We start from the raw sequence: 23,257 nt of genomic DNA, 5'->3' as shown, positions 1-23,257 counted from the left end.
CTGGCGAGTGCCCTTCCCTAGACCTTATTACCCACCTGACTCAGCCGCGGCCAAACCAGCATCAATGCATCGAGCAGATTGAACAAATCCTCGCGGCTGGCCCCTTCACGAGCCTGAACCGACATCCCTTCAATGGTACAGACGATATATTTCGCCAACAGCGCGGTATCGGTTTTCGCCAATAACTCCCCCTGCTGTACCTTGCGGTCAAAACAGGCTCTCAGGCTGGCTTCATTCGAATGATGTTTTTTACGCAGCATCTCGGCCACTTCATCGGAAGACGAAGACAGCGCCGCAGAGGCACAGACCATAAAGCAGCCGGACGGCGTATCCGGATCGGTAAACACCTCCGCTGAAGAGCGAACGTAGGCCTCAACGATTTCCGCTATCGGCAAATCCCGCTCCAACAATTGATTGGTGCAGGTGGTGTATTTTTGCAGATATCGCTCCACCGCCGCGCGGAACAGCCCTTCCTTGTTACCGAACTCGGCGTACAGCGTTGGCGCTTTGGCACCGGTGACTTCTACCAGATCGGCCAGCGACGTAGAGTCATAACCGTGCCGCCAGAACAGATCGAGCGCGCTGTCCAGCGCACGGTCGCGATCAAACTGCTTCGGTCTGCCACGCGTTTTTTTGGCGCAGACTTCTTCATTGATACTCATAGACCCTCTCTTATCCCGCTCCGCAGCAGGGCTTGGCAATTAAATTAACGATCATTATAAAAAAATATTGCGCTGCCGTCGAGAAGCGATTAACATTTAGTTATCGATCGTTAAGTAATTATGACGACAAAGATTAACCAACCCAGTTTACGCTTCTGATATAGGAATTAACATCATGAAAAACTTAAAAATTACTCTTGCCGCCATTGCATTGGCCTCTGCTTCTTTCGGTAGCTTCGCCGCTGACCTGGTTCACAACCAACCGGCAGATCAGCAAAAACTCGGCGTGATCACCGTCAGCGGTGCTTCCGATATCAGCTCGCTGGAAGCCGATTTGGCAGCCAAAGCAGATGCAGCCGGTGCAAAATCATTCCGCATCATTGGTGCCGGTGGCAACAATCAACTGCATGGCACCGCGGTAATCTATCAATAACAATAAGTTAATCGTCAATTACCCGGCTGGTAGTGAACGTTACTCCTCCGGTTAACGACTAGAACAAAAAAATTAATTAACGAACACTAAAAAAATAGTTGCAAAGCGCCGAAGTGGCGTCTAACATTAAATTATCGATCGTTAATTAATTTAACGACCCCAATAAAAAACTTTGTACAGAATACCAAGATAGGAAATAAGACTATGAAAAACCTGAAAATCACCATCGCCGCCATCGCACTGGCTTCTGCTTCATTCGGTAGTTTCGCCGCCGATCTGGTTAACGCCCAGCCGGCCAATCTGCAAAAAGCCGGTGTGGTTACCGTTAGCGGGGCTTCCGACCTGACCAGCCTGGAAAACAAACTGGCTGCCAAAGCGGATGAAGCCGGCGCCAAATCATTCCAGATCATCTCAACTACCGGTGACAACAAGTTGCACGGTACTGCGATCATCTACAATTAATTGCCGAATCAGCAATTGTGCAAAGAGGCGGCCCTGGCCGCCTTTTGTTTTATTGCCCCGCCGAAAATCGTTCTGCTCCACAAGTAGTATTCAGTCGTTTTGCAAATCTTTCAGCATATAGATATCGCAGCCGTGGTGGCCGGTATTGCCACGCTTTTCCGTCAGCAAAGTGAAACCCAGCGCATGATATAACCCCAGCGCTTCTTTGAGTTGCTCGGTGGTTTCCAGATAGCAGTAACGGAACCCCGCCGCACGTGCTGCTTTCAGCGCCTGCACTACCATATAGCGCGCCATTCCCAACCCCCGTACACAGGGTTTAAAAAACAGTTTTTGCAATTCACAGTATCCGGCATCTCCCCCCTTCAGAGGTGCAATGCCTACGCCCCCCACCACCTCCCCATGTTGTTCCAGTACCCAATACTTACCGCCGTTATCCTGGTAAACACCGGTCAGGCGATCCAGATCGGGATCATGCAGACTGACGCCTTCCATTTTATCCATAGCGTACTCGCGAAATACGCTACAAATAATGCCGGCCATCGCGGCGTCATCACTCTGGGTTATCGGGCGTACCAGCAAAGCGGCATCGCGCTGCTTGCGTGCGCTGCGTAATGCCGCAGTCATCTTTTTCATTGCCGCTGTCGTTGCGGCCAATTCATCGTCGTCCAGCTGCGCCAACGCGTCTTGCATAAAACCGTCGGCGTTGGCTTCAATTGCCGCCAGCGTTTTGCGTCCCAACTTGGTCAGTTGATTCAGGTTATGCCGTTTGTCATGCGGATAATCCACCGCTTCAACCATGCCTGCGGCAACCAGGCTGCGTACCGCCCGACTGGCGCTGGCCTTATCGATGCACAGTCGGGCCGCCAGTTCGGTAATGCCCAGCGGCAATCCATTGACCTCAATCAGAATGTGGATCTGCAACGGCGAAAAACGGGTCCCGTTACTTTGTTTATTCAACATGCCCAACTCTCTGACCAAATTACGTGACAACGCCCTGAAATCTCTGATGTTCATAGTCAATCTCCCTGTCTGCGTGAGCAGCAAAACCCCGCACTTAGTTGATAGTGTTATCTAAATTCCCACTACCATAGCGGATCTTTGATAAGGGATAAATCCTGATCAAACAGAACCTTGGCACCAACCAGGTAAATCAACCGGAGTTAAATTCCGAAAAATAACCAACTCATGAAATAAAAAATCAATTAACCCAGGATGAGCGAACGATAAATCAGTCAAAAAACAGGCGATCGGGAAGCTCCGCCAACCGATGAATAACAAACCTGGGCAATGCCTTGTATTTTAATGGACTATTTCGTGCCCGATACCGGCACTTACGTCGGCATTAAGTTACTTTTTGTTACACATACCTAAAGTTCTATCTCTGCAACCAAGCGCCCAAACCGAGTTTCCCTTTTGCCAAAACTAGCCCATGCTGTAACGGTATGGGGTGGGCCACCGCTCATTCTGCACCTCTCTCTGGCAAATAGGGCGGCTTGCTCATGACGAAAAAAACTACCTTGCTGCAGTTTTTCCATTGGTATTACCCGGATGGCGGTCAGTTATGGCCAGAGGCAGCCGAACGCGCCGCGCAAATTGCGCAGTTGGGCATCACCGATCTGTGGCTGCCCCCCGCTTATAAGGGGGCTTCCGGCGGCTATTCGGTGGGTTACGACAGCTATGATCTGTTCGATCTGGGCGAGTTCGACCAAAAAGGCAGCCGCGCCACCAAATACGGCGACAAAGAAGCGTTGGCAAACGCCGTGACTACGCTACGCGACAATGGCGTACGGGTGATTTATGACGTGGTTTTCAACCATAAGCTAGGTGCCGACGAAAAAGAACAGGTGCACGTCTACAAGGCGGATGCCAACAACCGCAACGATATTAATGACCAGGGCTTCGACGCCCTGGCCTACACCCGCTTCACTTTCCCCGGCAGACAAGGCACCTATTCCAAATTCATTTGGGATTACAAATGCTTTGGCGGGGTTGATTACGTTGAGCAGCCCGATGAAAAAGGCGTGTTCAAAATCGCCAATGACTACGGTGACGACGGCTGGAACGATCAGGTCGGTGATGAGAAAGGCAACTACGATTATCTGATGGGGGCGGACGTCGAATTCCGCAACCCGGCGGTGGTGGAAGAGCTGAAATACTGGGCGCGCTGGCTGCTGGAAACCCTGCCCTGCGATGGCTTCCGGTTGGACGCAGCCAAACACATTCCGGCCTGGTTCTTTAAAGAGTGGGCTGACCACGTGCGCGACAGCGCGCAACGCGATCTGTTTATTGTCGCCGAATACTGGTCGCACGATTTGGCCGCGTTGCAACAGTATATTGACCTGGTCGAGGGCAAAGTGATGCTGTTCGACGTAGCCTTGCACCTGAAGTTTCATCAGGCATCGAAACAGGGAGACGGGTTCGACATGGCGCAGATTTTCACCGATACCCTGACCGCGGCCGATCCGGCCCATTCGGTCACGCTGGTCGCCAACCACGACACGCAGCCGTTACAATCGCTGGAAGCACCGGTCGAACCCTGGTTCAAGCCGCTGGCCTACGCCCTGATCCTGTTGCGCGAACAAGGCGTGCCCTGCGTGTTCTATCCTGACCTGTACGGTGCCAGCTATAAAGATAAAGGCAGCGACGGCCAGGAATACCAGATTGATATGCCGGTCATCCCTGAGCTGGAAAAGTTGATTCAGGCACGACAACGCTTTGCCAACGGCGTGCAAACCGATTATTTTGATGATAAAAACTGCGTGGCCTTCAGCCGCAGCGGTACCGCCGACGCCCCTGGTTGCGTAGTGGTGCTCACCAACGGGGCTGAAAGTGGCAAAGCGGTTTCGCTGGGCACTGAACTGGCACATAAAAACTGGCGCGACCTGCTCGGTAACCGTCAGGATGAGGTCACCACCGACGAACAGGGGAACGCCACTTTCCCGGTTAACGGCGGCAGCGTCAGCGTTTGGGTACTGGCAGAAACCCTGTAGCGGGTGCGCCGCTGCGATCATGTATCGCAGCGGCGGCAAACTAAATTTTGCCTTTCGGGTCTAAATTGAGGTAACACCTTAGCAAACCATTCACACCGGAGCCTAAATAGGGTACAAGGCTGCATGAAAATTCCAAAACGACTCCAGCCATTGGTAGATGATGGTTTAATCGACGACGTCATTCGCCGTTTGAAAAGTGGCAAAGAAGCCGACGTCTTTATCGTGCGCTGCGGCGAAGAGATCCGCTGCGCCAAAGTTTACAAAGAAGCAGACAAGCGTAACTTCAAGCAGGCAGTGAACTATCAGGAAGGCCGCAAGGTGCGTAACAGCCGCGATGCGCGTGCCATGAGCAAAGGGTCGAAATTCGGTCGCCAGCAGCAGGAAGAAGCCTGGCAGAACACCGAGGTCGACGCGCTGTACCTGCTCGCCAAAGCGGGCGTGCGTGTGCCGCAACCGGATATCTGTCTCGATGGCGTGCTGCTGATGGAACTGATCACCGACGAAGAAGGCCTGGTAGCTCCACGTCTGAGCGATGTTACCCTGACGCCGGAACAGGCACGGGCCGATCACGCACTGATGATGAATTACGCAGTGCGCATGCTGTGTGCCGGTCTGGTACATGGTGACTTGTCGGAGTTCAACGTGTTGATGGACAAAGATGGGCCGGTGATTATCGATCTGCCACAGGTGGTGGATGCCGCAGCCAACAACCACGCCAAAAGCATGTTCGAACGTGATATCAACAACATGTCGCATTTTTACGGCCAGTACGCGCCGGAACTGCTGGGCAGCAAATACGCCAAAGAGATTTGGGCGCTGTATCAGGAAGGTAACCTGACGCCGGCCAGCGTGTTGACCGGCAAGTTTGTCGAAAGCAACAAACACGCCGATGTCGGTTCAGTGCTGGAGGAAATCCAGGCAGCCAGCGAAGAGCACCAACGCCAGTTGATGGCCCGTAACGAAGAAGATTAAAAGCCCCCCGGTCATCTCTGCGTGGCCGGGGCTTATTCAATCCTGAAGACAGCCAAACACATTAAAAATCATCATCCGCATTCCCCCCCACGCTCATTTTACGCTATAACAAGCTAGCCCTGTCGTCTCTGAAAGGAAAGCTCATGACCGCTACCGCGCCGCAATTCTGGCGTGATCCGCAGCTCCCTTTTGTGGAAGCTCGCGCCATTGAAGATGGCCGCAAAGTTTGTTACGCCCTGCATAGCCATGAAATTTTCTCCATCGGTGCTATCACCGGCGGTACCAGCATTTATATTAACGGCCACCAACAGCGGCAGGTCAGTACCGGCGACGTGGTGATCATTAACCCGCAGCAGGCCCACGCCTGCAACCCCATCGGCGACCAGCGCTGGTCATACATCATGTTTTATATTGATGCCACCTGGCTGGGTAAACTGCAGCAAGAGATTGCCGGTGGCGACGGTGGTTTTATCCCATTTGATCAGGTCATCAGCCGTGACCCTGCCCTGTTCAATGGCCTGAACCGGCTTTATTCCCTTTTGATCGACCCGCAGCACTGCCAGTTGGAAAAACAAATCGCCCTGGTGGAATACTTTACCGAGCTACAAATCTGTCAGGACGATGTTCGCCTGCCTGCCGCCGAAGCCGAGCATCCGAGACTCAAGGCGGCGGCGACCTTTATCAGCCAACATTGCACTCAACCACTGACGCTGGAAGCCATCTGCCAGGCGGCAGCGCTCTCACCCTCTTACTTGATTCGCGCCTTTAAGCGACGTTACGGCATGACGCCGCACGCCTACCTGGTCAATCAGCGCATTCAGTTCGGCCATCGTCTGCTGAAACGGGGCTATCCGATCGCCGCGGTTGCCAGCGAAAGCGGCTTTGCCGATCAGGCGCACTTTCAACGCACCTTCAAACTGCTACTGGCTGCCACCCCCGGCCAGTACCAAAACCCGCGCTAAACGCCGTCGGCCAGCAGATAGCAGGCACTGGCCGCCAACAGCAACGCCATCAAACGATTAAAACGCTGCACATTGCGAGCCTGTTGCAATACCCCGCTCAGCATCGCGCCGGTGTAGGCCCAGCAGGCCACCGAGGCATAGCAGATGACAAAATAAATCACCGCGAACTGCCATAACAGCAAGCGGTCACCGTCGGCGACAAACGCCCCCAGACTGGCCACCGATGCCAACCAGGCTTTAGGGTTCAGCCACTGCAACAAGGCGCCATACCAGAACGAAGGCGCTTGCGACGGGCTGCCATTGCCCAGCCGTCCGTCGTCAAAGGCCAGTTGATAAGCCAAAAACAGTAAAAACGCGATACCTGCCCACTGGATCACCTGAGTCAGCACCGGCCACAGCGTCAGTAACTGGTGCAGCCCCAGCCCAATCAGAATCAATAGCAGGGTAAAACCCAGCGTGGCACCAAAAACATGCCGCAGGGTAGCGTTAAAACCAAATTGCGCCCCGGCGCTCAGCGCCACGATATTGACCGGGCCGGGGGTGATGGAGGAGGCCAGCGCAAAAGCGGCCATCGAAAGATAAATATTCATTACGGGCACCTGAGAAAGAGTTCACAGATGCCAGACTGACGGCCAGAGTAAGCAATGTATTGAATAAAATTACCCTGGCGTACTGGCCTAACCCGGCATCAGGCCGATAAAGCTGGTTTTCTTGCGCGGCCCGGTCATCAACGCCTCCAGTTTTTCCACGCATTGCAGATAGTGCGGCGTCTTTTTGTGGGCGGCGACGGCCTGCTCGTCCCGGTAGGCTTCATAGATATAAAAACGCGTCGGGATGGTTTCATCCTGCAACACGTCAAAACGCAGATTGCCCGGCTCTTCGATCGCGCCCAGATGATTGGCGCGGAAGACCTCAATAAACTCGTCGATTTTGTCCTGTTTAACGTTAATTTCTACCAGAGTGACGTGCATGGTGGCTCCTTGTTTCACCTTGAAGGTCTATACCCTATAGCTTTCCAACCATAGGTTTATTCCCGCTGATTTACCCCCCGCAACGGCAATTTTGCAGCACAGTTCACAAATCCTGCCGGCCTCGCCGTTTCCCTCATCAGTACAAAGTACAGGCCATCTATAGTTAAGATCCCAACCCCAGAGAGTGTGAGCTATGGATAACTATTTGATGGCGCTGGACGCAGGTACCGGTAGCATTCGCGCGGTCATCTTCAGTCTAGCAGGCAATCAGATCGCTCAGGGCCAGGCGGAATGGCGGCATCTGGCGGTGCCGGGGGTGCCCGGCTCGATGGAGTTTGACCTGGCCCATAACTGGCAACTGACCTGCCAGTGCATTCGCCAGGCGCTGCAAAACGCCGGTATTTCCGGCCAGGCGATCCGTTCCATCGCCTGTTGCTCGATGCGCGAGGGCATAGTGCTTTACGATCGCGACGGCACGCCGATCTGGGCCTGCGCCAACGTTGACGCGCGTGCCAGCGAGGAGGTCAGCGAGCTGAAAGAGCTGCATAACCATAATTTCGAACGTGAGGTTTACCAATATTCGGGCCAAACGTTGGCGTTAAGCGCCATGCCGCGCCTGCTGTGGTTGGCGCATCACCGGCCGGATATTTACCGTCAGGCTGCGACGCTGACCATGATCAGTGACTGGCTGGCGAACATGCTGAGCGGTGAACTGGCGGTCGATCCTTCCAACGCCGGGACTACCGGCATGCTGGATTTGGTCAGCCGTGACTGGCGACCAGCGTTGCTCGACATGGCCGGGCTACGCGCCGATATGCTGTCACCGGTGAAAGAAACCGGCACTGTACTGGGACACGTCACCGAACAGGCGGCCCAACAAAGTGGCCTGCTGCGCGGTACGCCGGTAGTGATGGGCGGCGGCGATGTGCAACTGGGTAGCCTTGGGTTGGGGGTGGTGCATGCCGGGCAAACTGCGGTATTGGGGGGTACCTTCTGGCAACAAATCGTCAATCTGCCGGAGCCGGCCACCGATCCGGAGATGAACATCCGTATCAATCCGCATGTGATCCCGGGTATGGCGCAAGCAGAGTCGATCAGCTTCTTCACCGGATTGACCATGCGCTGGTTCCGCGATGCCTTCTGCGCCGAAGAAAAACTGATGGCAGAACGGCTGGGAGTGGATGCCTACAGCCTGATGGAAGAGATGGCTGCACGTGTCCCCCCAGGGGCCTACGGAGTGATGCCAATCTTCTCCGATGCCATGCATTTCAAAACCTGGTACCACGCCGCGCCTTCGTTTATCAATCTGTCGCTCGACCCGGAACGCTGCAACAAACAAACGCTGTTTCGTGCCCTGGAAGAGAACGCCGCGATTGTTTCGGCTTGCAATCTGGAGCAGATCGCCCGTTTTTCCGGCGTACAGGCACGTTCACTGGTGTTCGCCGGCGGTGGTTCGAAGGGTAAGCTGTGGAGCCAAATTCTCAGCGACGTGACTGGCCTGACGGTGCGCGTGCCGGTGGTGAAAGAAGCCACTGCGCTGGGCTGTGCGATTGCTGCCGGCGTGGGAGCCGGGCTATATGAGTCGCTGGCACAAACCGGCGAGCAACTGGTGCGCTGGGAGCTTGAGTATCAGCCGGATATGGCCAATCATCAGCTGTACCAACGACAAAAAGAAACCTGGCAGCAGGTCTATGCCGACCAGCTAACTCTGGTAGACCATGGCCTGACCACTTCGATGTGGAAGGCGCCGGGATTGTGAATCTGGTTTGGGCACAGCCTGCTGTGCCCATCACATAAGCTTATGCCAATTAAGCATTTTACCGGCCGATTGGCTGCCAACCGCCGCTATGCTTGCCTCGCGTGATTATTCCCCCACAGAAACAGTGTAACTACCGCAAACGGATTTATCCGCCGCCAATGCCTGCGTAAATTGTGATCTCTGTCACTCCGCGCCCTGAGCGCGGTTTACACCTTGAACTGGGACGAGCGGTATTATGCTGAATAATAATGATAAACCTGCACCATCAGCCTGGCTGGCGATTTTCTCACTGACGGTCGCCTGCTTTGTGATGGTCACCACCGAGTTTCTGCCGATCGGCCTGCTAACCAACATCGCGCCGTCGCTGGATGTCAGCACCGGCAGAGCCGGCCTGATGGTGACCGTGCCCGGCATTATCGCGGCGATCGCCGCACCGGCACTGAGCCTGGCAGCCGGTCGGCTCGATCGTCGCCTGCTGATGCTGGCGCTGAGCGTACTGCTGGCCATCTCCAATCTGGTTTCCGCACTGGCGGTTAACTTCCCCATGATGCTGCTGGGCCGCGTGTTACTGGGTATCTGCGTCGGCGGCTTTTGGGCTTTCGCCGCCAACTATGGCCGCCATCTGGTGCCGGAAGCCAGCCAGGGACGCGCCACCGCGCTGATCCTCAGCGGTATTTCGGTGGGTGCCGTATGCGGCGTCCCTGCCGGGGCCTTGATTGGTGACCTGTTCGGCTGGCGTGCCGCCTTCTTTGGCAGCGCGGTGCTGGCCGTCGGGGTGTTGCTGGCGCAACTGCGCCTTTTGACCTCGGTCCCCCCTACTCGCCCGGTCACCGCACGCGATCTGCTGTTACCGCTGCGCCTGCCGATGGCACGTACCGGGCTGATTGCCATCGTGCTGTTGTTTATCGGCCATTTTGCCGCCTATACCTACCTGAAACCGCTGCTGCAACAGGTGTTTGTCCTCAGCCCGTCGGCGATATCACTGCAACTGCTGGCCTACGGTGCCATTGGCCTGCTGGGCACCTTCCTGGGTGAACGACTGGCCGAACGCAGCCTGCGTGCCACCTTTATCCTGATCACCGCCATGTTGGCCGCTATCCTGATTGTCTCGCCGTTCCTTAGCGGTATCGCCGGTGCCACGCTGATGGTGATGGTGTGGGGGTTGGCGTTTGGCGCCGTGCCGGTCTGCGCCACCAACTGGATGTTCGCCGCCGTGCCACAGGCACCGGAAGCCGGTCAGGCACTGCTGGTCTGCGTGATCCAGATTGCGCTGGCCTCCGGTGCGCTACTGGGTGGTGAAGTGGTCGACTGGCAAGGCGTCAGCAGCGCCATGCTGTTTGGCGGCGCACTCACGCTGTCCGCCGCGCTGGTTTTCGGCCTGACCTTGCGTTCCGGCATGATTGGCGTTAAACAGTCATAACCATTATTTATCTACAGAAACACACCCCGGCCTCTGCCGGGGTTTTGCACTGAGAGCGCTATGGATCATCATTTACTCGCTATCCGGGTGTTTAACCGCGTGGTGGAAACCGGCGGTTTCACCCGCGCCGCAGATTCACTGCGGATGCCCAAGGCCACCGTCACCAAGCTTATCCAGAGTTTGGAAGATCATCTGCAAACCAAGCTGTTTCAGCGCACCACCCGCAGCGTGTCGGTCACCGCCGAGGGCGAATGCTATTACCAGCGGACGGTAAAGTGGCTGGCGGAACTGGAACAGATGGAAGGCAGCATGACCGAGTCGCAGAGTGCGCCGCAGGGCGTGCTGCGGATTGATGTCGGCGGATCCACCGCACGCCAACTGCTGCTGCCGGCGCTGCCGGACTTTATTGCGCGCTACCCGCAAATCCAAATTGACCTGGGCGTAGGCGACCGACTGATCGACTTGATTAACGACAGCGCCGACTGCGTGATCCGCAGCGGCCCGCTGGCCGATTCCAGCCTGATTGCCCGCCGGCTGTTCGAACTTGAATGGGTCACCTGCGCCACCCCAGCCTATCTGGCGCGCCACGGCACGCCGCAACACCCGTGCGATCTGGAACAGGGTTATCCGTTGGCGCACTACCGCCATGCGCTGAACGATCGCATCCAGCCGCTGCACTTTGTCGATCGGGGCAAAGAGATTGATATCCAGCACCGCTACCACGTCAGCGTCAACGAGAGCAATGCGCTGCTGGCGGCGGCATTGGCCGGGCTGGGCATGATCCAGACCTTCCGCTTTATGGCGCAGCCGCATCTGGACAACGGCGAACTGGTCAGCCTGCTGCACGACTGGCAACCGCCCTCGGAACAGATGTACGTGGTCTATCCCTCCAACCGCCATCTTAGCGCCAAGATGCGCGTGTTTATCGATTGGGCGATCGAGACCTTCAAATAAGCGAAAACTGCCGCTATAGTTGGCTGTCATTGGGCAAAAAACGAACCGAATCATGCATATTGAACAACTATCTGCGTATCGCCAGCGCATTGATGAACTGGCTGCATTACTGCATCAGGAGTGGCAGGATTTTCCCCCGTGGAGCTGCCGCGAAAAAATCAGCCGGCGTCTTGAACAGCGTTGCGAACCGCAGCACCCTGGCATGGCGCTGTTGGCTCTGTCGCCGCAACAAGAGATCCTCGGCACTGCCAGCCTGATCGTTTACGAATTGGCGGATAAACCGGAGCGAAAGTTCTGGCTGGGTGAAGTCTTTACTTCCCCCCAGCACCGCGGTCAGGGGGTGGCTCGCCGCCTGATCGATCACTGCGTCGCCCACTGCCGCCAGCAACAAATCGCCGAATTGTATCTCTACACTCCCGATCAACAGTTGCTGTATCAAAAACTGGGCTGGCAACCGGTTGAGTTGCGGGAGGTTTGTGGCGAAGACGTGACGGTGATGTGCCGCACGCTGTAACCCGGCACGTTGTGGTATTATTTAGCGTATTATTGTTATCACCCGACGGGCACACACCATGGCATATATCCCCAAAAACTACGCGAGGCTGGAGACCGGCTACCGCGAAAAAGCATTGAAAATCTTCCCCTGGGTCTGCGGGCGTTGCTCGCGCGAGTTTGTTTACTCCAACCTGCGTGAACTGACGGTCCACCATATCGATCACGACCACAGCAACAACCCGGAAGACGGCAGTAACTGGGAAATGCTGTGCCTGTATTGCCACGATCATGAGCACTCCAAATACACCGAAGCCGATCAGTACGGCTCCACGGTGATTGCCGGTGAAGACGCGCAAAAAGACGTCGGGGTAGCCACCCATAACCCGTTCGCCAATCTGAAGTCGATGTTGAAAAAGTAACCTTTGCCGCTCAATCATCATTAGCAGCTTAATAACTTATTAAGCTGCTAAATTAAAAAAACTCTCTCCGCGCAGCCACTTCCCAGAGCATTCCTACTTACCCAGCTACTAAGTTAGCAGCAAAATAAGCTGTAAAGTTAACCGCATACTGGCTTGGCAAGCCGCCGTCGTTGGTGCATATTGTTCAAGCGTTGTTATTGTTAACCTGTTTAATTACCAACCCAATAAGTTGTTAACTTAATAAGCTATCAACTTAATAACTTGAGAGATGGCAGCATGATTGTTTTGATTGGCTCGCAAAAAGGTGGCGTAGGGAAATCGACCAAGGCGGTCAATATCGCCGGATATCTGATCCTCAAACAGGGCAAAACTGCCATCATCGTTGATGCTGACGATCAGAAATCAATCATGACCTGGTACAACGACCGCCAGAATGTCGAAGGCCTGCCGCATATCCCGGTGGTGGCTGCCTCGGGCAAAATCAAAGAGACGCTGTTGGAGCTGGATCGCCATTACGATTACGTGATTGTCGATACCGCCGGCCGTGACAGCGCCGAGCTGCGTTCCGGTCTGCTGGCCGCCGATCTGTTCCTCTCCCCCCTGCGCCCATCACAGATGGATCTGGACACCGTCGGTTATCTGTCGGAAATGTTTGCCACCGCGCAGGAATATAACGAGAAAGTGAAAGGCTTCATTGTGCTGAACATGTGCCCGACCAATATCTTTATTAATGAAGCTAACGAAGCGGCGCAGGTGTTGAGCGAATATCCGGAGTTGCAGCTGGTCAGTAACCGTCTGTGCGACCGCAAGATTTACCGCGATGCCTGGGGCGAAGCCATCACCGTGCATGAGGCGAATAACCTAAAAGCGCAGGCGGAAATCGAAAGCCTGGTGAAGGAGGTGATCCTGTGAAAAAACGCACCCCAAGCCAGCGTATGTCGGAAGACGAATTCATCAACAGCGCCACTTCCCACACCTTGCTGGCCCCCGCGCCGGAAGCCAAACCGCAGGGCCGCAAACGCACTTATAAAGCTATTTCGGTCAGCCTGACCGATAACCACGTCGACGCCATTGATGAAATCATTGTGCAGGCAGCACGAAACGGCGTGGTGCGCATTACCCGCTCCGACATTATCAAGCTGGCGATCGACGGCCTGGCCGAGAAGAGCGAAGACCACCTGCTGCAACTGCTGAAAAAACTGTAATAGCCTCACAACCTGCCAACTTGATAAGCTACTAACCTATTCTGTTGGCAGGTAAAAAGCCCTGTTCCCTCAGTATCCCCTGCCCCTGCTCCGCCAGAATAAATTCGGCCAAGGGCTGCGCTCGCACATCCAGCAGGCACAGGCCATAGTCCGCTTCTATCGCCAGTGGCGTGGGTAACTGGCGCACCAACAATTCGGGATAGCACGCCAACGCTGCACCATAGCTGGCATAGCCGAGGAAAATATCCGCCTGGCCGCTATTGAGCAGGTACTCTGCCGCCAGTCGATGCGGCGGCAGCGGCACGGAGTCGGGCCCGCCTACCAACGCCAAAGCCCGCTGCTGCAAAGCGACGCCCTGCCCCGGTGCCAACAGCTCAATACGCTCGAACAGTTGCTGCGCATAGTCGCCGGAAGGGTCAGCGCCCGGCGTTGACGTCGCCACCCGCCACCGTGAGTCCCGCAGCACTTCCAGTAAGGGACGATCCGTTAACCCGGCAATGTTTCGTACCGTGGCGCACAGCCTATTCCGGGCAAAAAGTTGCACCTGTGACGATAAGCGCAAATCCACCAATCGTTGCGGATGCGCCAGATTGGCCGAAGCGAAAATATGCGGTCGCTCCCCGGTTTCGATTCGCTGGCGCAACAGGCCCGCCGGGCCAAATACCGTCTCCACCGCTGCACCGGTTTGCACCTGAAACGCGGCCAGCAACGGACCCAATGCCCCGCGCAGGCTGCCTGCGGCGAACAATAAAATATTACTCACATCCACGCTCCCGTTGGCTGCGATACAAGGGCACCAGGGTTTCGAACTGCCGACCGTCAATTTGCAATGCTACCCGCTCAATCGTTAAATCGAACAGCGGCGACAGGCTTTCGGCCGTCAGCACCCTGGCACAAGGCCCAACCTGATGTTGTCCTGCGGCCCCTAACAACAGGGCGCGATCGGCCACTGCGTGAGCGTGGTTGGGCTGATGGGTAGAGAACATCACCGCCATCTGCCGCTCCCGCGCCAGCTGCGAGATCAGGCTCAACACCCGGTCCTGATGATGTAAATCCAATGCCGAGGTCGGCTCGTCCAACATCAACACCTCGCAGCTCATCGCCAGTGCGCGGGCTATTAATACCAATTGCCGTTGCCCGCCGGACAGGCTGCCAAATTCGCGATCGGCAAAGCCCAGCATATCCAGCGAATGCAGCGCCTCTTTCGCCAATCGGTGATCCTCCGCCGACGGGGTACGGAACAGACCCACGTAACGTGCCCGCCCCATCAGCACAATATCCAGCACCCGATAAGCAAAGGGAGCGCTGAAATGCTGTGGCACAAAGCCGATACCCTTGCCACGTTCAACCTCCCCCTGCTGCAGGGGCAAGGTGCCGAGCAGCAACTGCATCAAAGTGCTCTTGCCACGCCCGTTGGGGCCAAGCACCGCCAGCACCTCACCGCGCTGTAACTGCAGATCCAACCGGTTAAACAACGGGGCCTGACCGGGCCAGCCAAAGCTCAAATCCCTGACCGTCAATAGCGTCTCAGCCATGCCAACCTCTCAGTTGCGCCCGGCGCAACAGCAACGCAAACAGCGGCGCACCAATCAGCGCAGTCAGGATCCCCAATGGGATTTCGCTGCTGCTCAGGGTACGCGCCAAATCGTCTATCAACACCATATACAGCGCACCAAGGCACATTGAGGCAGGCAGCAGGCGACGATGATCCGGGCCGACCAGCAACCGGGCAACATGCGGTATCACCAACCCGACCCAGCCTATGCTGCCACTGACCGCCACCTGTGCCGCGACAATGGCGGCACACAGCGTCAAAATCAGCCAGCGGGTTCGTTCGACGTTGATGCCCAATCCTGCGGCGTCCTCATCTCCCAGCGACAACAAATTAATACGCCAGCGCAACGCCATCAGTAACCCACCGGCCAGCAGCAACGGCAGGAACAGCATCAACAGTTTGTTATCGTCGGCGGTCGCGAAACTGCCTAACAGCCAGAACACGATGCTCGGCAGTTTCTCTTCGGTATCGGCCAGATATTGCAGCAGGCTGACGCAGGCGGAGAAAAAGCCGCTGAGGATCACGCCGGCCAGCACCAGCGACAGAATATTGCGCCGGGCGATAGCGCTGGTAATGGCAAAAATCAGCAGCAGGGCCGCCATGCCAAACACGAAAGCGGACAGCAACAGCGCCACCATCGGCAGGCTGAGTAATATCGCCAGCGTACCGCCAAATGCCGCACCGGAGGAGACGCCGATAATATGCGGATCCACCAGCGGGTTGCGAAACACGCCCTGCAACGCCGCGCCGCACAGGGCCAACGCCGCCCCGGCACCCATCGCCAGCAACACCCTGGGCACGCGCACCCCGAGGATCACCTGACGTTGTACCTCATCAATGCCACCGTGCGGACCGGTCAGCGGCTCCAGCAGGATCATCACGCTGTGAGTCGCCGATACCGGGTAGCGACCAATGCCCAATGACAGCAATGCGCAGAGCAACGTCAGCAGGATAAGCCAGCCCAGCCTCATGGCTCACTCTGGCAGCAGCTACTGCGGTAATACTGCCGGTAGTAGGCATCCACTCGCTGTTGCAAATTAACGTCGCTGAACCGCTGCGGATAAAGCTTTTTAGCCATCCATAATTCGCCCAGCGCCAGCGCTTCCGGCATCGGGTAACCCCAGGCCTTGGCGTATTCCGGCATCAGATAGACGCGCTTATTTTTCACCGCATCAATCCCCTGCCACTGCGGCGAATTGAGGATTTGCTCCACCACCTCGGGGTAGCGCTCCTGTACGAAAATCACCGCCGGGTTCCACTTCAGCACGTCCTCAATCGACACCTGCTTAAAACCTTTAATCTCCTTCGCCGCCACGTTGAGCGCCCCGGCATGCTGCATCATCAGCCCGGTGTATTTACCCGACCCGTAGGTGGTTAAGTCCGGGTTAGCCATGTAGACCCGCACCCGCTGATCCTCCGGCAGGTCGCGCAGCCGGTCCGTCACCAGCGCCCGCTGCTGGAACACGTCCTGGATCAGCGCCTCGGCCTGTGGCTGGTGGCCCATTACGCTGGCGATCAGGCGAATGCCATCCTGCAAGCCCAGGTTATAAGCCTGATCTTCATCTTTCAGCACCGGGTTCATTTTCCCCGCCTGATCCGCCGCCTCGCGGCGCAGTGAAATGGCCACCACCGGGATACCGGCCCTTTCAATCTGGGCAATCATTTCCGGCGGCGCATAGTTGGCGACAAACACCACCTGTGGATGCAGGCTAAGCAAACTTTCGATATTTACCGAGGTAAGATCGCCCGGCATCGGCATGTTCGCCAACCCAGGTGCCAGGCGCAGATAATTCGGGCCCAGTTGCTTCTTCCAACTGCTGAGCACGCCAACCACCTGCGGCAGAGCATCGAGCTGCACCAGCAGGTTCAGCGTCTGGTGTTGCAACACCACCGCGCGGGTGATGGTATCGGGCAGCGTGACCTGTCGGTTGAGTTGGTCAGTCACCTGACGATCCGCCTGCGCGGCACAAGAGAAAAGGACAAAAAGCAGCAACAGCCATGGGAAGCGTTTCAACATGGGGATTTCCGGTGAGTTATCGTTATATACAAAATGATATAGCGATAGTCATGGCGAAACAATCAGCGGGATCAACGATTGAGGAAATGAGGGGAGATAAACAAGAAGTGTTGGCCTTGCACGCCAACAAAACCCTCCCCCGCGGTAGCGAGAGAGGGTCATCAGATATTACTTCAGCGTAAAGCTCTGCGCCTGTACGTCGTCGGAATCCAGGCCGACAAACACATTAAACTTGCCCGGTTCCGCGCCCCATTTCAGGCTGGCGTTATAGAACTTGAGATCCTCTTCGGTAATAGGCAACTCCACCTTCTGCGCCTGCCCCGCTTTCAGCATCACCTTTTTAAAGTTACGCAGCTCTTTCACCGGGCGGCTGACCGAAGCGGTCACGTCCTGCAGATACAACTGCACCACGGTGGCACCATCATATTTACCGGTGTTCTTGAGCGTGACGCTGGCAGTGATCTTGCCGTTGCGCGCCATCGTCGGGCTGGAGAGTTTCAGATCCGACAGGCTAAAGCTGGTGTAGCTCAGGCCATAACCAAACGGATACAGCGGGCCGTTCGGTGAGTCGAAGTAGCGGGAGGTGTACTTGCCCGGGTTTTCCTTGCCGAACGGACGGCCGGTATTCAGGTGGTTGTAGTACATCGGGATCTGCCCGACAGAACGCGGGAAGGTCATCGGCAGCTTGCCCGACGGGTTGTAGTCGCCAAACAGTACGTCGGCCACCGCATTGCCGCCCTCGGTGCCGCTGTACCAGGTTTCCAGCATCGCATCCGCCTGCTGACTTTCCCAGCTCAGCGCCAGCGGTCGGCCATTCATCAGCACCAGCACCAGCGGTTTGCCGGTTGCTTTCAGCGCGGCGATCAGATCACGTTGGCTTTGTGGAATGGTAATGTCGGCGCGGCTGGAAGCCTCGTGAGCCATGCCCTGCGATTCCCCCACCACCGCCACCACTACGTCGGCTTTCTTCGCCGCCTGCACCGCTTCGTCAATCATCTGCTGTGGCGAGCGGGTATCAAACACTACCGCCGGCTCATATTCATTCAGATAGTTGATAATGCTCTTGTCCTGAGTGACGTTGGCGCCCTTGGCGTAGAGGATTTTAGCCTTGTCGCCCACCGCACGTTCCAGACCCTCACGCAGGGTGACCGACTGTTTAATCACCCCGGCCGCCGACCAACTGCCCATCACATCACGCTGGCTGTCGGCCATCGGCCCGACCAGCGCAATGGTCGCCTGCTTGCTGAGCGGCAGCGTCTGCTTGTCATTCTTCAACAGCACCATGGTTTTACGCGCAACTACGCGCGCTTCGGCACGATGCAAACGGCTTTCGGCGTTAGTGTCCTGCGGATCGGAACCGACCGGCCCCAAGTGGGTGTAAGGGTCTTTAAACAGGCCCATATCATATTTGGTATTCAGCACGTCGCGACAGGCACGGTCGATGTCACTTTCCGATACCAGCCCGTCCTTCACCAGCCCCGGCAGGTATTGGTCGTAATATTCGTCGCTCATGCTCATATCGACGCCGGAGGTAATCGCCAGGCGCACCGCATCGCGCGCATCTGCGGCCACGCCGTGTTTGATCAACTCTTTAATCGCACCGTGGTCACTGATGGTGATGCCCTTGAAGCCCCACTGGTCGCGCAGCAAATCTTTCAGCAACCAGGGGTTAGCGGTAGCCGGAATGCCGTTTATCGAGTTGAGCGAGACCATCACCCCACCGCTGCCGGCGTCAACCGCGGCCTTATAAGGCGGCAGGTAGTCCTGGTACATTCTCAGTGGACTCATATCGACGGTATTGTAATCGCGGCCACCCTCGGTGGCACCGTACAGCGCGAAGTGCTTCACGCTGGCCATGATTGCGCCAGGCTTGGAAGGATCGCCATTCTGGTAGGCATCCACCATCACTTTGGCGATTTTGGACACCAGCCAGGTATCTTCGCCGAAGCCTTCCGAAACCCGGCCCCAGCGCGGATCGCGGGTGATATCAACCATCGGCGAGAAGGTCATGTTCAGGCCGTCGTCGCTGGCCTCCTGCGCCGATACCCGGCCACTGAGGGCGATGGCTTCGAGATCAAAACTGGCCGCCAGCCCAAGGCTGATCGGGAACACGGTGCGTTGGCCGTGCACCACGTCGTAGGCAAAGAACAACGGAATTTTCAGGCGGCTGAGCTGCATCGCCTGATCCTGCATGGCGCGAATATCCGGCCGGGTGACGGTATTGAAGATGGCGCCAATCTGCCCCTTGCTGATGCCGTCGCGGATCGCCTCTTTCGGGTTATCCGGCCCGACGCTGATTAAGCGCAACTGGCCGATTTTTTCTTCCAGCGTCATCTGTTTCATCAGGTTGCTGACAAAGGCGTCGCGCTGCTGGGCATTAACGCCCTGGATCACGGCGCTTTCCTGCGCAAAAACCGGGCTGATGGCCAGACCGGACAACATACTCACCACACAAAGCCATTTCATATTTTTTAATCTCAGGCATGTTCCCGCCGCAGGCGGCGACGGAGATGATTTATCAATGTGAAAAGGCAGTGTGCCATACTCCTTTTCGGCGCAGAAATAATTTGTAATGTTAAAAGTTACAAGCTGTTAGCGGAGGCTGCTCGATAATTTTGCAGCCGGCTACGGCTTTGCGCCGCTTCATCGCTGAGGAAATTGACCAGTTCGGTTAATGCCTGCGGCACCACCGCCCGTTCAGGATAGACCAAATAATAGGCTGCGCCGCTGGCCACGCTGAGCGGGAACGGCGTGACGATACGCTGCGCCTGGATATCTTCCTCCAGCAGACACAGGTCGCCGATGGCGATGCCAAAGCCTTGCAGCGCGGCACTCATCGCCAGATCCAGCGTATCGAAATGCTGCGCCTTGCCGGATGGCAACGCCTCCTGCCCCACCGCCTTCAACCACAGTAACCAATCGCGGCGATCGCGCGTGGGGTGCAGCAGGGTTTTATCCGCCAGATCGGCCGGGGTCAGGGGGCGTGACAAATCCGGCAGGTAAGACGGCGTGCAGACCGGCGTAAGAATTTCATCGAACAGGTGATGCACCCGCAATTTTTTGCCCTGTGGCTGACCGAATACCACCGCGGCATCAAAATGTTCGGCGCCAAAATCCAGCCCGTGCGACACCGAGGCGGTTAGCTCAATATGCATTTCCGGCCGTTCATTTTGCAGCCGGATAATGCGCGGCAGCACCCAACGCATGGCGCAGGTCGGGCACTTGATGCGCAGAGTGCCCGGTTGCGCCCCAACCCGAGCCAGTGCCTCGTCCAGTTGCCCCAGCGCCTGCTGTACCGGCACCAGCAACATCGCGCCCTGCGGGGTCAGCGTCAGGCCGCGTGCCCGCCGGCTGAACAACGGGTAACCCAGTTGCTGTTCCAGCCCGAGGATCTGCCGACTGACGGCGCCCTGCGTCAGATGCAGGCTCTGGGCTGCATGGGTGAAATTAAGCCGCTGGGCCACCACCACAAAGGTTTTCAACACGTCGAGCGAAGGTAAGGATAACGACATAGTTAGCTCCTTTAGATGCCAGAAAATGGTCGGGACGAATATATGCGTCCCCTACGGCGATCCCGCATGGTAGGGGCGCTGCATGCTGCGCCCGTGGCGATGAGCAGAAGATAACAGCCATGATCTCTGTGCATGGCGAGTATGACAAACTTTCCCTTGTTGGCCCACCCTCCGTGATGCTTAATCAAGCGATATCTCCCCCATTTCCCTGGAGCCACTCATGCAGAGCGCCTGCTCACACCGCTCGAAGTTGCCGGACGTCGGCACCACTATTTTCACCGTTATCGGCCAGCTTAGCGCCGAACATCAGGCGTTGAACCTGTCGCAGGGCGCACCGAACTTCGCCTGTGAACCGCAGTTGGTTGAAGCGGTGGCGCAAGCCATGCGCAACGGTCATAACCAGTACGCGCCGATGAGCGGCGTGGCGGCATTACGCACCGCGCTGGCGGATAAAGTTGAACGTTTGTATGGCGCACGCTATGACGCCGACGAAGAAATCACGGTGATTGCCAGTGCCAGTGAAGGATTGTATTCCGCCATCAGCGCACTGGTGCATCCGGGCGATGAGGTGATTTATTTCGAACCGGCGTTCGACAGCTATGCGCCGATTGTACGTCTGCAAGGCGCTACGCCGGTCGCCATCAAACTGTCGCTGCAGGATCTGCATATTGACTGGGACGAAGTCGCCGCCGCCATCAACAGCAAAACGCGGATGATCATCGTCAACAGTCCGCACAACCCGACCGGCAGCGTGTTTGGCGAGCATGACATCGAACGGCTGACCGCCCTGACGCGCAACACCGATATCGTCATCCTGTCCGACGAGGTTTATGAACACGTGGTGTTCGACGGCGATATCCACCACAGCATGGCGCGCCACCCACAGTTGGCAGAACGCAGCGTGATTGTGTCGTCGTTTGGCAAAACCTATCACGTGACCGGCTGGCGTGTCGGCTACTGCATGGCGCCGGCAGCGTTGATGGACGAGATCCGCAAGGTGCATCAGTTTATGGTGTTCTCCGCCGATACGCCGATGCAGTACGCCTTCGCCGAGGCGCTGGGCAATCCGCAAAGTTATCTGGGTCTGGCAGACTTCTATCAACAAAAGCGTGATTTACTGGCGAGCGCGCTGCAGGATTCGCGCTTTGAATTACTGCCCAGCCGTGGCAGTTTCTTTATGCTGGCCCGCTTTAGCGGTTTCAGTAACGAAAGCGACAACGATTTTGCGGTGCGCCTGATCCGCGAAGCCAAAGTTGCGACGATCCCGCTGTCGGCGTTTTACAGCGACGGCACCAACACCGGCATCATTCGACTGAGTTTTGCAAAAGACAATGAGACCCTGCTGGAGGGCGCACGCCGTCTGTGTCAGGTATAAGAAATTTATTTTTGCTTTGACCATGGGAAAAGGGCTCCAACTATGAAATCACTGAAAACGTTGATCGCCGCAGGCTGCCTGCTGGCCGCCGGTTCCACGCTGGCGGCGGAAAACACCCTGCGCTTCGGGCTGGAAGCGCTGTACCCACCGTTCGAATCCAAATCGGCCAGCGGCAAGCTGGAAGGTTTTGATATCGATCTGGGCAACGCGGTGTGTGCCGCCGCCCAGTTAAAATGCAGTTGGGTCGAGACCTCGTTCGACAGCCTGATCCCGGCGCTGAAGGCACGCAAGTTCGACGCCATCAATTCGGCGATGAACGTCACCGACCAGCGTCGTCAGGCAATAGACTTTACCGATTCAATCTATCAGGTGCCAAATCGCCTGATCGCCAAGGCCGACAGCGGTCTGTTGCCAAACGCCACCTCGCTGGCAGGCAAGCATGTCGGCGTGCTGCAAGGCTCGATTCAGGAAACCTACGCCAAGGCCCACTGGGCGCCGCAGGGTGTAGACGTGGTGTCCTATCAGGATCAGAATCAGGCTTATCTTGACCTGACCGCCGGGCGGCTCGACGCAACGCTGGTCATGGCACCGTCGGGCCAAAGCGGTTTCCTGGCGCACCCGGACGGTAAGGGTTTCGCCTTTGTCGGTGATGCGGTCAGCGACGACAAAATCCTCGGTGAGGGCATTGCCTTCGGCCTGCGTAAGGGTGATGACGCGCTGAAGAAAAAACTGAATGAGGCGATCGTCAAAGTGAAGCAGCAAGGCACCGTGAGCGAGCTGGCGAAGAAGTATTTTGGCGATATTGACGTGACGGTGAAGTAAGAAACCAGCTTCAAAAAAGAGCTGAGTGGTTAACTCAGCTCTTGAAGTACATGCAGCACACCTTTGGGTGGGAGCAAACCGGACGGCACCACCCGTATCCAGTCGGGACCAATGGAAATCGTTTGTGATTCACCACCCGCCTTGTACTACTCCGACACACCTGTCATCGCCATTGACTATAAAACAGACTGAGCGGTTTGTAATCAAACAAAACACCGGGTACACTGAAAAAAGGATGACAAGTATGTGCGACACAGCTCTCTTTTAGAGCC

24 protein-coding genes are annotated in these 23,257 nt (G+C 56.5%); 14 read left to right on the top strand and 10 right to left on the bottom strand.

What is annotated here, in order from left to right:
- Window positions 1–17 precede the first annotated feature (17 nt).
- Window positions 18–662, bottom strand: a complete 645-nt coding sequence (locus SERS4_RS0107745; RefSeq protein ID WP_012005827.1) for a TetR/AcrR family transcriptional regulator — start codon at window positions 660–662, stop codon at window positions 18–20.
- Between the two features lie 175 nt (window positions 663–837).
- Here SERS4_RS0107745 and SERS4_RS0107740 point away from each other — a divergent pair, with 175 nt between their 5' ends.
- Entirely contained in the window at window positions 838–1,095 is a 258-nt protein-coding gene (locus tag SERS4_RS0107740) for a YdgH/BhsA/McbA-like domain containing protein (protein ID WP_012005826.1), read from the top strand.
- 204 nt (window positions 1,096–1,299) lie between these two features.
- Window positions 1,300–1,557 carry a DUF1471 domain-containing protein gene (locus SERS4_RS0107735; protein WP_017892040.1) on the top strand — a complete coding sequence of 86 codons (258 nt, stop codon included), beginning with the start codon at window positions 1,300–1,302 and terminating at the stop codon, window positions 1,555–1,557.
- A gap of 90 nt (window positions 1,558–1,647) precedes the next feature.
- Here SERS4_RS0107735 and SERS4_RS0107730 read toward each other — a convergent pair whose 3' ends face one another.
- Window positions 1,648–2,571, bottom strand: a complete 924-nt coding sequence (locus SERS4_RS0107730) for a bifunctional helix-turn-helix transcriptional regulator/GNAT family N-acetyltransferase (RefSeq protein ID WP_012005824.1) — start codon at window positions 2,569–2,571, stop codon at window positions 1,648–1,650.
- Window positions 2,572–3,056: 485 nt separating this feature from the next.
- Here SERS4_RS0107730 and amyA point away from each other — a divergent pair, with 485 nt between their 5' ends.
- From amyA to SERS4_RS0107715, 3 genes are all read left to right on the top strand, one after another.
- The gene (amyA, locus tag SERS4_RS0107725; RefSeq protein ID WP_017892039.1) at window positions 3,057–4,547 is read left to right on the top strand and encodes an alpha-amylase; all 1,491 of its coding nucleotides are present in this window, start codon (window positions 3,057–3,059) and stop codon (window positions 4,545–4,547) included.
- Window positions 4,548–4,670: 123 nt separating this feature from the next.
- Window positions 4,671–5,519 (top strand): PA4780 family RIO1-like protein kinase, encoded by an 849-nt coding sequence (locus tag SERS4_RS0107720; protein ID WP_012005819.1) that lies wholly within the window; start codon window positions 4,671–4,673, stop codon window positions 5,517–5,519.
- A gap of 143 nt (window positions 5,520–5,662) precedes the next feature.
- A complete protein-coding gene (locus SERS4_RS0107715; RefSeq protein WP_017892038.1) occupies window positions 5,663–6,481 on the top strand; it encodes an AraC family transcriptional regulator in 819 nt (272 codons plus the stop codon).
- On the opposite strand, the gene SERS4_RS0107710 is transcribed toward SERS4_RS0107715, so the two are convergent.
- Complete coding sequence (locus tag SERS4_RS0107710; protein ID WP_017892037.1) at window positions 6,478–7,071, bottom strand: LysE family translocator; 594 nt, start codon at window positions 7,069–7,071, stop codon at window positions 6,478–6,480. The two genes, SERS4_RS0107715 and SERS4_RS0107710, sit on opposite strands and share 4 nt — an antisense overlap.
- Window positions 7,072–7,158: 87 nt before the next feature.
- Window positions 7,159–7,452 (bottom strand): (4S)-4-hydroxy-5-phosphonooxypentane-2,3-dione isomerase, encoded by a 294-nt coding sequence (gene lsrG / locus SERS4_RS0107705; protein WP_012005816.1) that lies wholly within the window; start codon window positions 7,450–7,452, stop codon window positions 7,159–7,161.
- Between the two features lie 193 nt (window positions 7,453–7,645).
- On the opposite strand from lsrG, the gene lsrK reads away from it, so the two are divergent.
- From lsrK to SERS4_RS0107670, 7 genes are all read left to right on the top strand, one after another.
- Window positions 7,646–9,211, top strand: coding sequence for an autoinducer-2 kinase (gene lsrK / locus SERS4_RS0107700; RefSeq protein ID WP_017892036.1), 1,566 nt, complete (start codon window positions 7,646–7,648; stop codon window positions 9,209–9,211).
- Window positions 9,212–9,446: 235 nt separating this feature from the next.
- Window positions 9,447–10,631: an MFS transporter gene (locus SERS4_RS0107695; RefSeq protein ID WP_012005814.1), complete on the top strand. Its 1,185-nt coding sequence runs from the start codon at window positions 9,447–9,449 to the stop codon at window positions 10,629–10,631.
- Window positions 10,632–10,691: 60 nt separating this feature from the next.
- Window positions 10,692–11,585: a LysR family transcriptional regulator gene (locus tag SERS4_RS0107690; protein WP_012005813.1), complete on the top strand. Its 894-nt coding sequence runs from the start codon at window positions 10,692–10,694 to the stop codon at window positions 11,583–11,585.
- Between the two features lie 52 nt (window positions 11,586–11,637).
- Window positions 11,638–12,099, top strand: coding sequence for a GNAT family N-acetyltransferase (locus tag SERS4_RS0107685; RefSeq protein WP_012005812.1), 462 nt, complete (start codon window positions 11,638–11,640; stop codon window positions 12,097–12,099).
- A 58-nt stretch (window positions 12,100–12,157) separates the two neighbouring features.
- Entirely contained in the window at window positions 12,158–12,499 is a 342-nt protein-coding gene (yajD, locus tag SERS4_RS0107680; protein ID WP_004942039.1) for an HNH nuclease YajD, read from the top strand.
- 276 nt (window positions 12,500–12,775) lie between these two features.
- The gene (locus tag SERS4_RS0107675) at window positions 12,776–13,411 is read left to right on the top strand and encodes an AAA family ATPase (protein WP_017892035.1); all 636 of its coding nucleotides are present in this window, start codon (window positions 12,776–12,778) and stop codon (window positions 13,409–13,411) included.
- Complete coding sequence (locus tag SERS4_RS0107670; RefSeq protein ID WP_012005810.1) at window positions 13,408–13,704, top strand: hypothetical protein; 297 nt, start codon at window positions 13,408–13,410, stop codon at window positions 13,702–13,704. Before SERS4_RS0107675 ends, SERS4_RS0107670 begins: the two co-directional genes overlap by 4 nt.
- A 31-nt stretch (window positions 13,705–13,735) precedes the next feature.
- Here the strand turns inward: SERS4_RS0107670 and SERS4_RS0107665 are convergent, their stop codons facing one another.
- The 6 genes from SERS4_RS0107665 to SERS4_RS0107640 form a co-directional block, all read right to left on the bottom strand.
- Window positions 13,736–14,467, bottom strand: a complete 732-nt coding sequence (locus SERS4_RS0107665; protein ID WP_017892034.1) for a substrate-binding domain-containing protein — start codon at window positions 14,465–14,467, stop codon at window positions 13,736–13,738.
- Window positions 14,460–15,239: an ABC transporter ATP-binding protein gene (locus SERS4_RS0107660; RefSeq protein ID WP_017892033.1), complete on the bottom strand. Its 780-nt coding sequence runs from the start codon at window positions 15,237–15,239 to the stop codon at window positions 14,460–14,462. The genes SERS4_RS0107665 and SERS4_RS0107660 overlap by 8 nt, the downstream gene beginning before the upstream one ends.
- Complete coding sequence (locus SERS4_RS0107655; protein WP_017892032.1) at window positions 15,232–16,230, bottom strand: iron ABC transporter permease; 999 nt, start codon at window positions 16,228–16,230, stop codon at window positions 15,232–15,234. Before SERS4_RS0107655 ends, SERS4_RS0107660 begins: the two co-directional genes overlap by 8 nt.
- Entirely contained in the window at window positions 16,227–17,276 is a 1,050-nt protein-coding gene (locus SERS4_RS0107650; RefSeq protein WP_017892031.1) for an ABC transporter substrate-binding protein, read from the bottom strand. Before SERS4_RS0107650 ends, SERS4_RS0107655 begins: the two co-directional genes overlap by 4 nt.
- A 168-nt stretch (window positions 17,277–17,444) precedes the next feature.
- Entirely contained in the window at window positions 17,445–19,742 is a 2,298-nt protein-coding gene (bglX, locus tag SERS4_RS0107645) for a beta-glucosidase BglX (protein ID WP_026142262.1), read from the bottom strand.
- A 116-nt stretch (window positions 19,743–19,858) separates the two neighbouring features.
- A complete protein-coding gene (locus tag SERS4_RS0107640; protein ID WP_017892029.1) occupies window positions 19,859–20,788 on the bottom strand; it encodes a LysR substrate-binding domain-containing protein in 930 nt (309 codons plus the stop codon).
- A 220-nt stretch (window positions 20,789–21,008) separates the two neighbouring features.
- Between SERS4_RS0107640 and SERS4_RS0107635 the strand changes: the two genes are divergently transcribed.
- A complete protein-coding gene (locus SERS4_RS0107635; RefSeq protein ID WP_017892028.1) occupies window positions 21,009–22,163 on the top strand; it encodes a pyridoxal phosphate-dependent aminotransferase in 1,155 nt (384 codons plus the stop codon).
- 42 nt (window positions 22,164–22,205) lie between these two features.
- Complete coding sequence (locus SERS4_RS0107630) at window positions 22,206–22,985, top strand: ABC transporter substrate-binding protein (RefSeq protein ID WP_012005802.1); 780 nt, start codon at window positions 22,206–22,208, stop codon at window positions 22,983–22,985.
- Window positions 22,986–23,257: the final 272 nt, after the last annotated feature.

The sequence above is a fragment of the Serratia sp. S4 genome (genome assembly GCF_000347995.1).
GTDB classification, from domain to species: Bacteria; Pseudomonadota; Gammaproteobacteria; order Enterobacterales; family Enterobacteriaceae; genus Serratia; species Serratia quinivorans.
Note: the sequence above shows the minus strand (reverse complement) of the source record. Positions and strands in the feature narration are given on the sequence as shown.

Bases quoted from the DNA above. Each gene is read 5' to 3' on its own strand.
- SERS4_RS0107745 (WP_012005827.1), bottom strand. From the start codon at position 662: ATGAGTATCAATGAAGAAGTCTGCGCCAAAAAAACGCGTGGCAGACCG.
- SERS4_RS0107740 (WP_012005826.1), top strand. From the start codon at position 838: ATGAAAAACTTAAAAATTACTCTTGCCGCCATTGCATTGGCCTCTGCT.
- SERS4_RS0107735 (WP_017892040.1), top strand. From the start codon at position 1,300: ATGAAAAACCTGAAAATCACCATCGCCGCCATCGCACTGGCTTCTGCT.
- SERS4_RS0107730 (WP_012005824.1), bottom strand. From the start codon at position 2,571: ATGAACATCAGAGATTTCAGGGCGTTGTCACGTAATTTGGTCAGAGAG.
- amyA (WP_017892039.1), top strand. From the start codon at position 3,057: ATGACGAAAAAAACTACCTTGCTGCAGTTTTTCCATTGGTATTACCCG.
- SERS4_RS0107720 (WP_012005819.1), top strand. From the start codon at position 4,671: ATGAAAATTCCAAAACGACTCCAGCCATTGGTAGATGATGGTTTAATC.
- SERS4_RS0107715 (WP_017892038.1), top strand. From the start codon at position 5,663: ATGACCGCTACCGCGCCGCAATTCTGGCGTGATCCGCAGCTCCCTTTT.
- SERS4_RS0107710 (WP_017892037.1), bottom strand. From the start codon at position 7,071: ATGAATATTTATCTTTCGATGGCCGCTTTTGCGCTGGCCTCCTCCATC.
- lsrG (WP_012005816.1), bottom strand. From the start codon at position 7,452: ATGCACGTCACTCTGGTAGAAATTAACGTTAAACAGGACAAAATCGAC.
- lsrK (WP_017892036.1), top strand. From the start codon at position 7,646: ATGGATAACTATTTGATGGCGCTGGACGCAGGTACCGGTAGCATTCGC.
- SERS4_RS0107695 (WP_012005814.1), top strand. From the start codon at position 9,447: ATGCTGAATAATAATGATAAACCTGCACCATCAGCCTGGCTGGCGATT.
- SERS4_RS0107690 (WP_012005813.1), top strand. From the start codon at position 10,692: ATGGATCATCATTTACTCGCTATCCGGGTGTTTAACCGCGTGGTGGAA.
- SERS4_RS0107685 (WP_012005812.1), top strand. From the start codon at position 11,638: ATGCATATTGAACAACTATCTGCGTATCGCCAGCGCATTGATGAACTG.
- yajD (WP_004942039.1), top strand. From the start codon at position 12,158: ATGGCATATATCCCCAAAAACTACGCGAGGCTGGAGACCGGCTACCGC.
- SERS4_RS0107675 (WP_017892035.1), top strand. From the start codon at position 12,776: ATGATTGTTTTGATTGGCTCGCAAAAAGGTGGCGTAGGGAAATCGACC.
- SERS4_RS0107660 (WP_017892033.1), bottom strand. From the start codon at position 15,239: ATGGCTGAGACGCTATTGACGGTCAGGGATTTGAGCTTTGGCTGGCCC.
- SERS4_RS0107655 (WP_017892032.1), bottom strand. From the start codon at position 16,230: ATGAGGCTGGGCTGGCTTATCCTGCTGACGTTGCTCTGCGCATTGCTG.
- SERS4_RS0107650 (WP_017892031.1), bottom strand. From the start codon at position 17,276: ATGTTGAAACGCTTCCCATGGCTGTTGCTGCTTTTTGTCCTTTTCTCT.
- bglX (WP_026142262.1), bottom strand. From the start codon at position 19,742: ATGAAATGGCTTTGTGTGGTGAGTATGTTGTCCGGTCTGGCCATCAGC.
- SERS4_RS0107640 (WP_017892029.1), bottom strand. From the start codon at position 20,788: ATGTCGTTATCCTTACCTTCGCTCGACGTGTTGAAAACCTTTGTGGTG.
- SERS4_RS0107635 (WP_017892028.1), top strand. From the start codon at position 21,009: ATGCAGAGCGCCTGCTCACACCGCTCGAAGTTGCCGGACGTCGGCACC.
- SERS4_RS0107630 (WP_012005802.1), top strand. From the start codon at position 22,206: ATGAAATCACTGAAAACGTTGATCGCCGCAGGCTGCCTGCTGGCCGCC.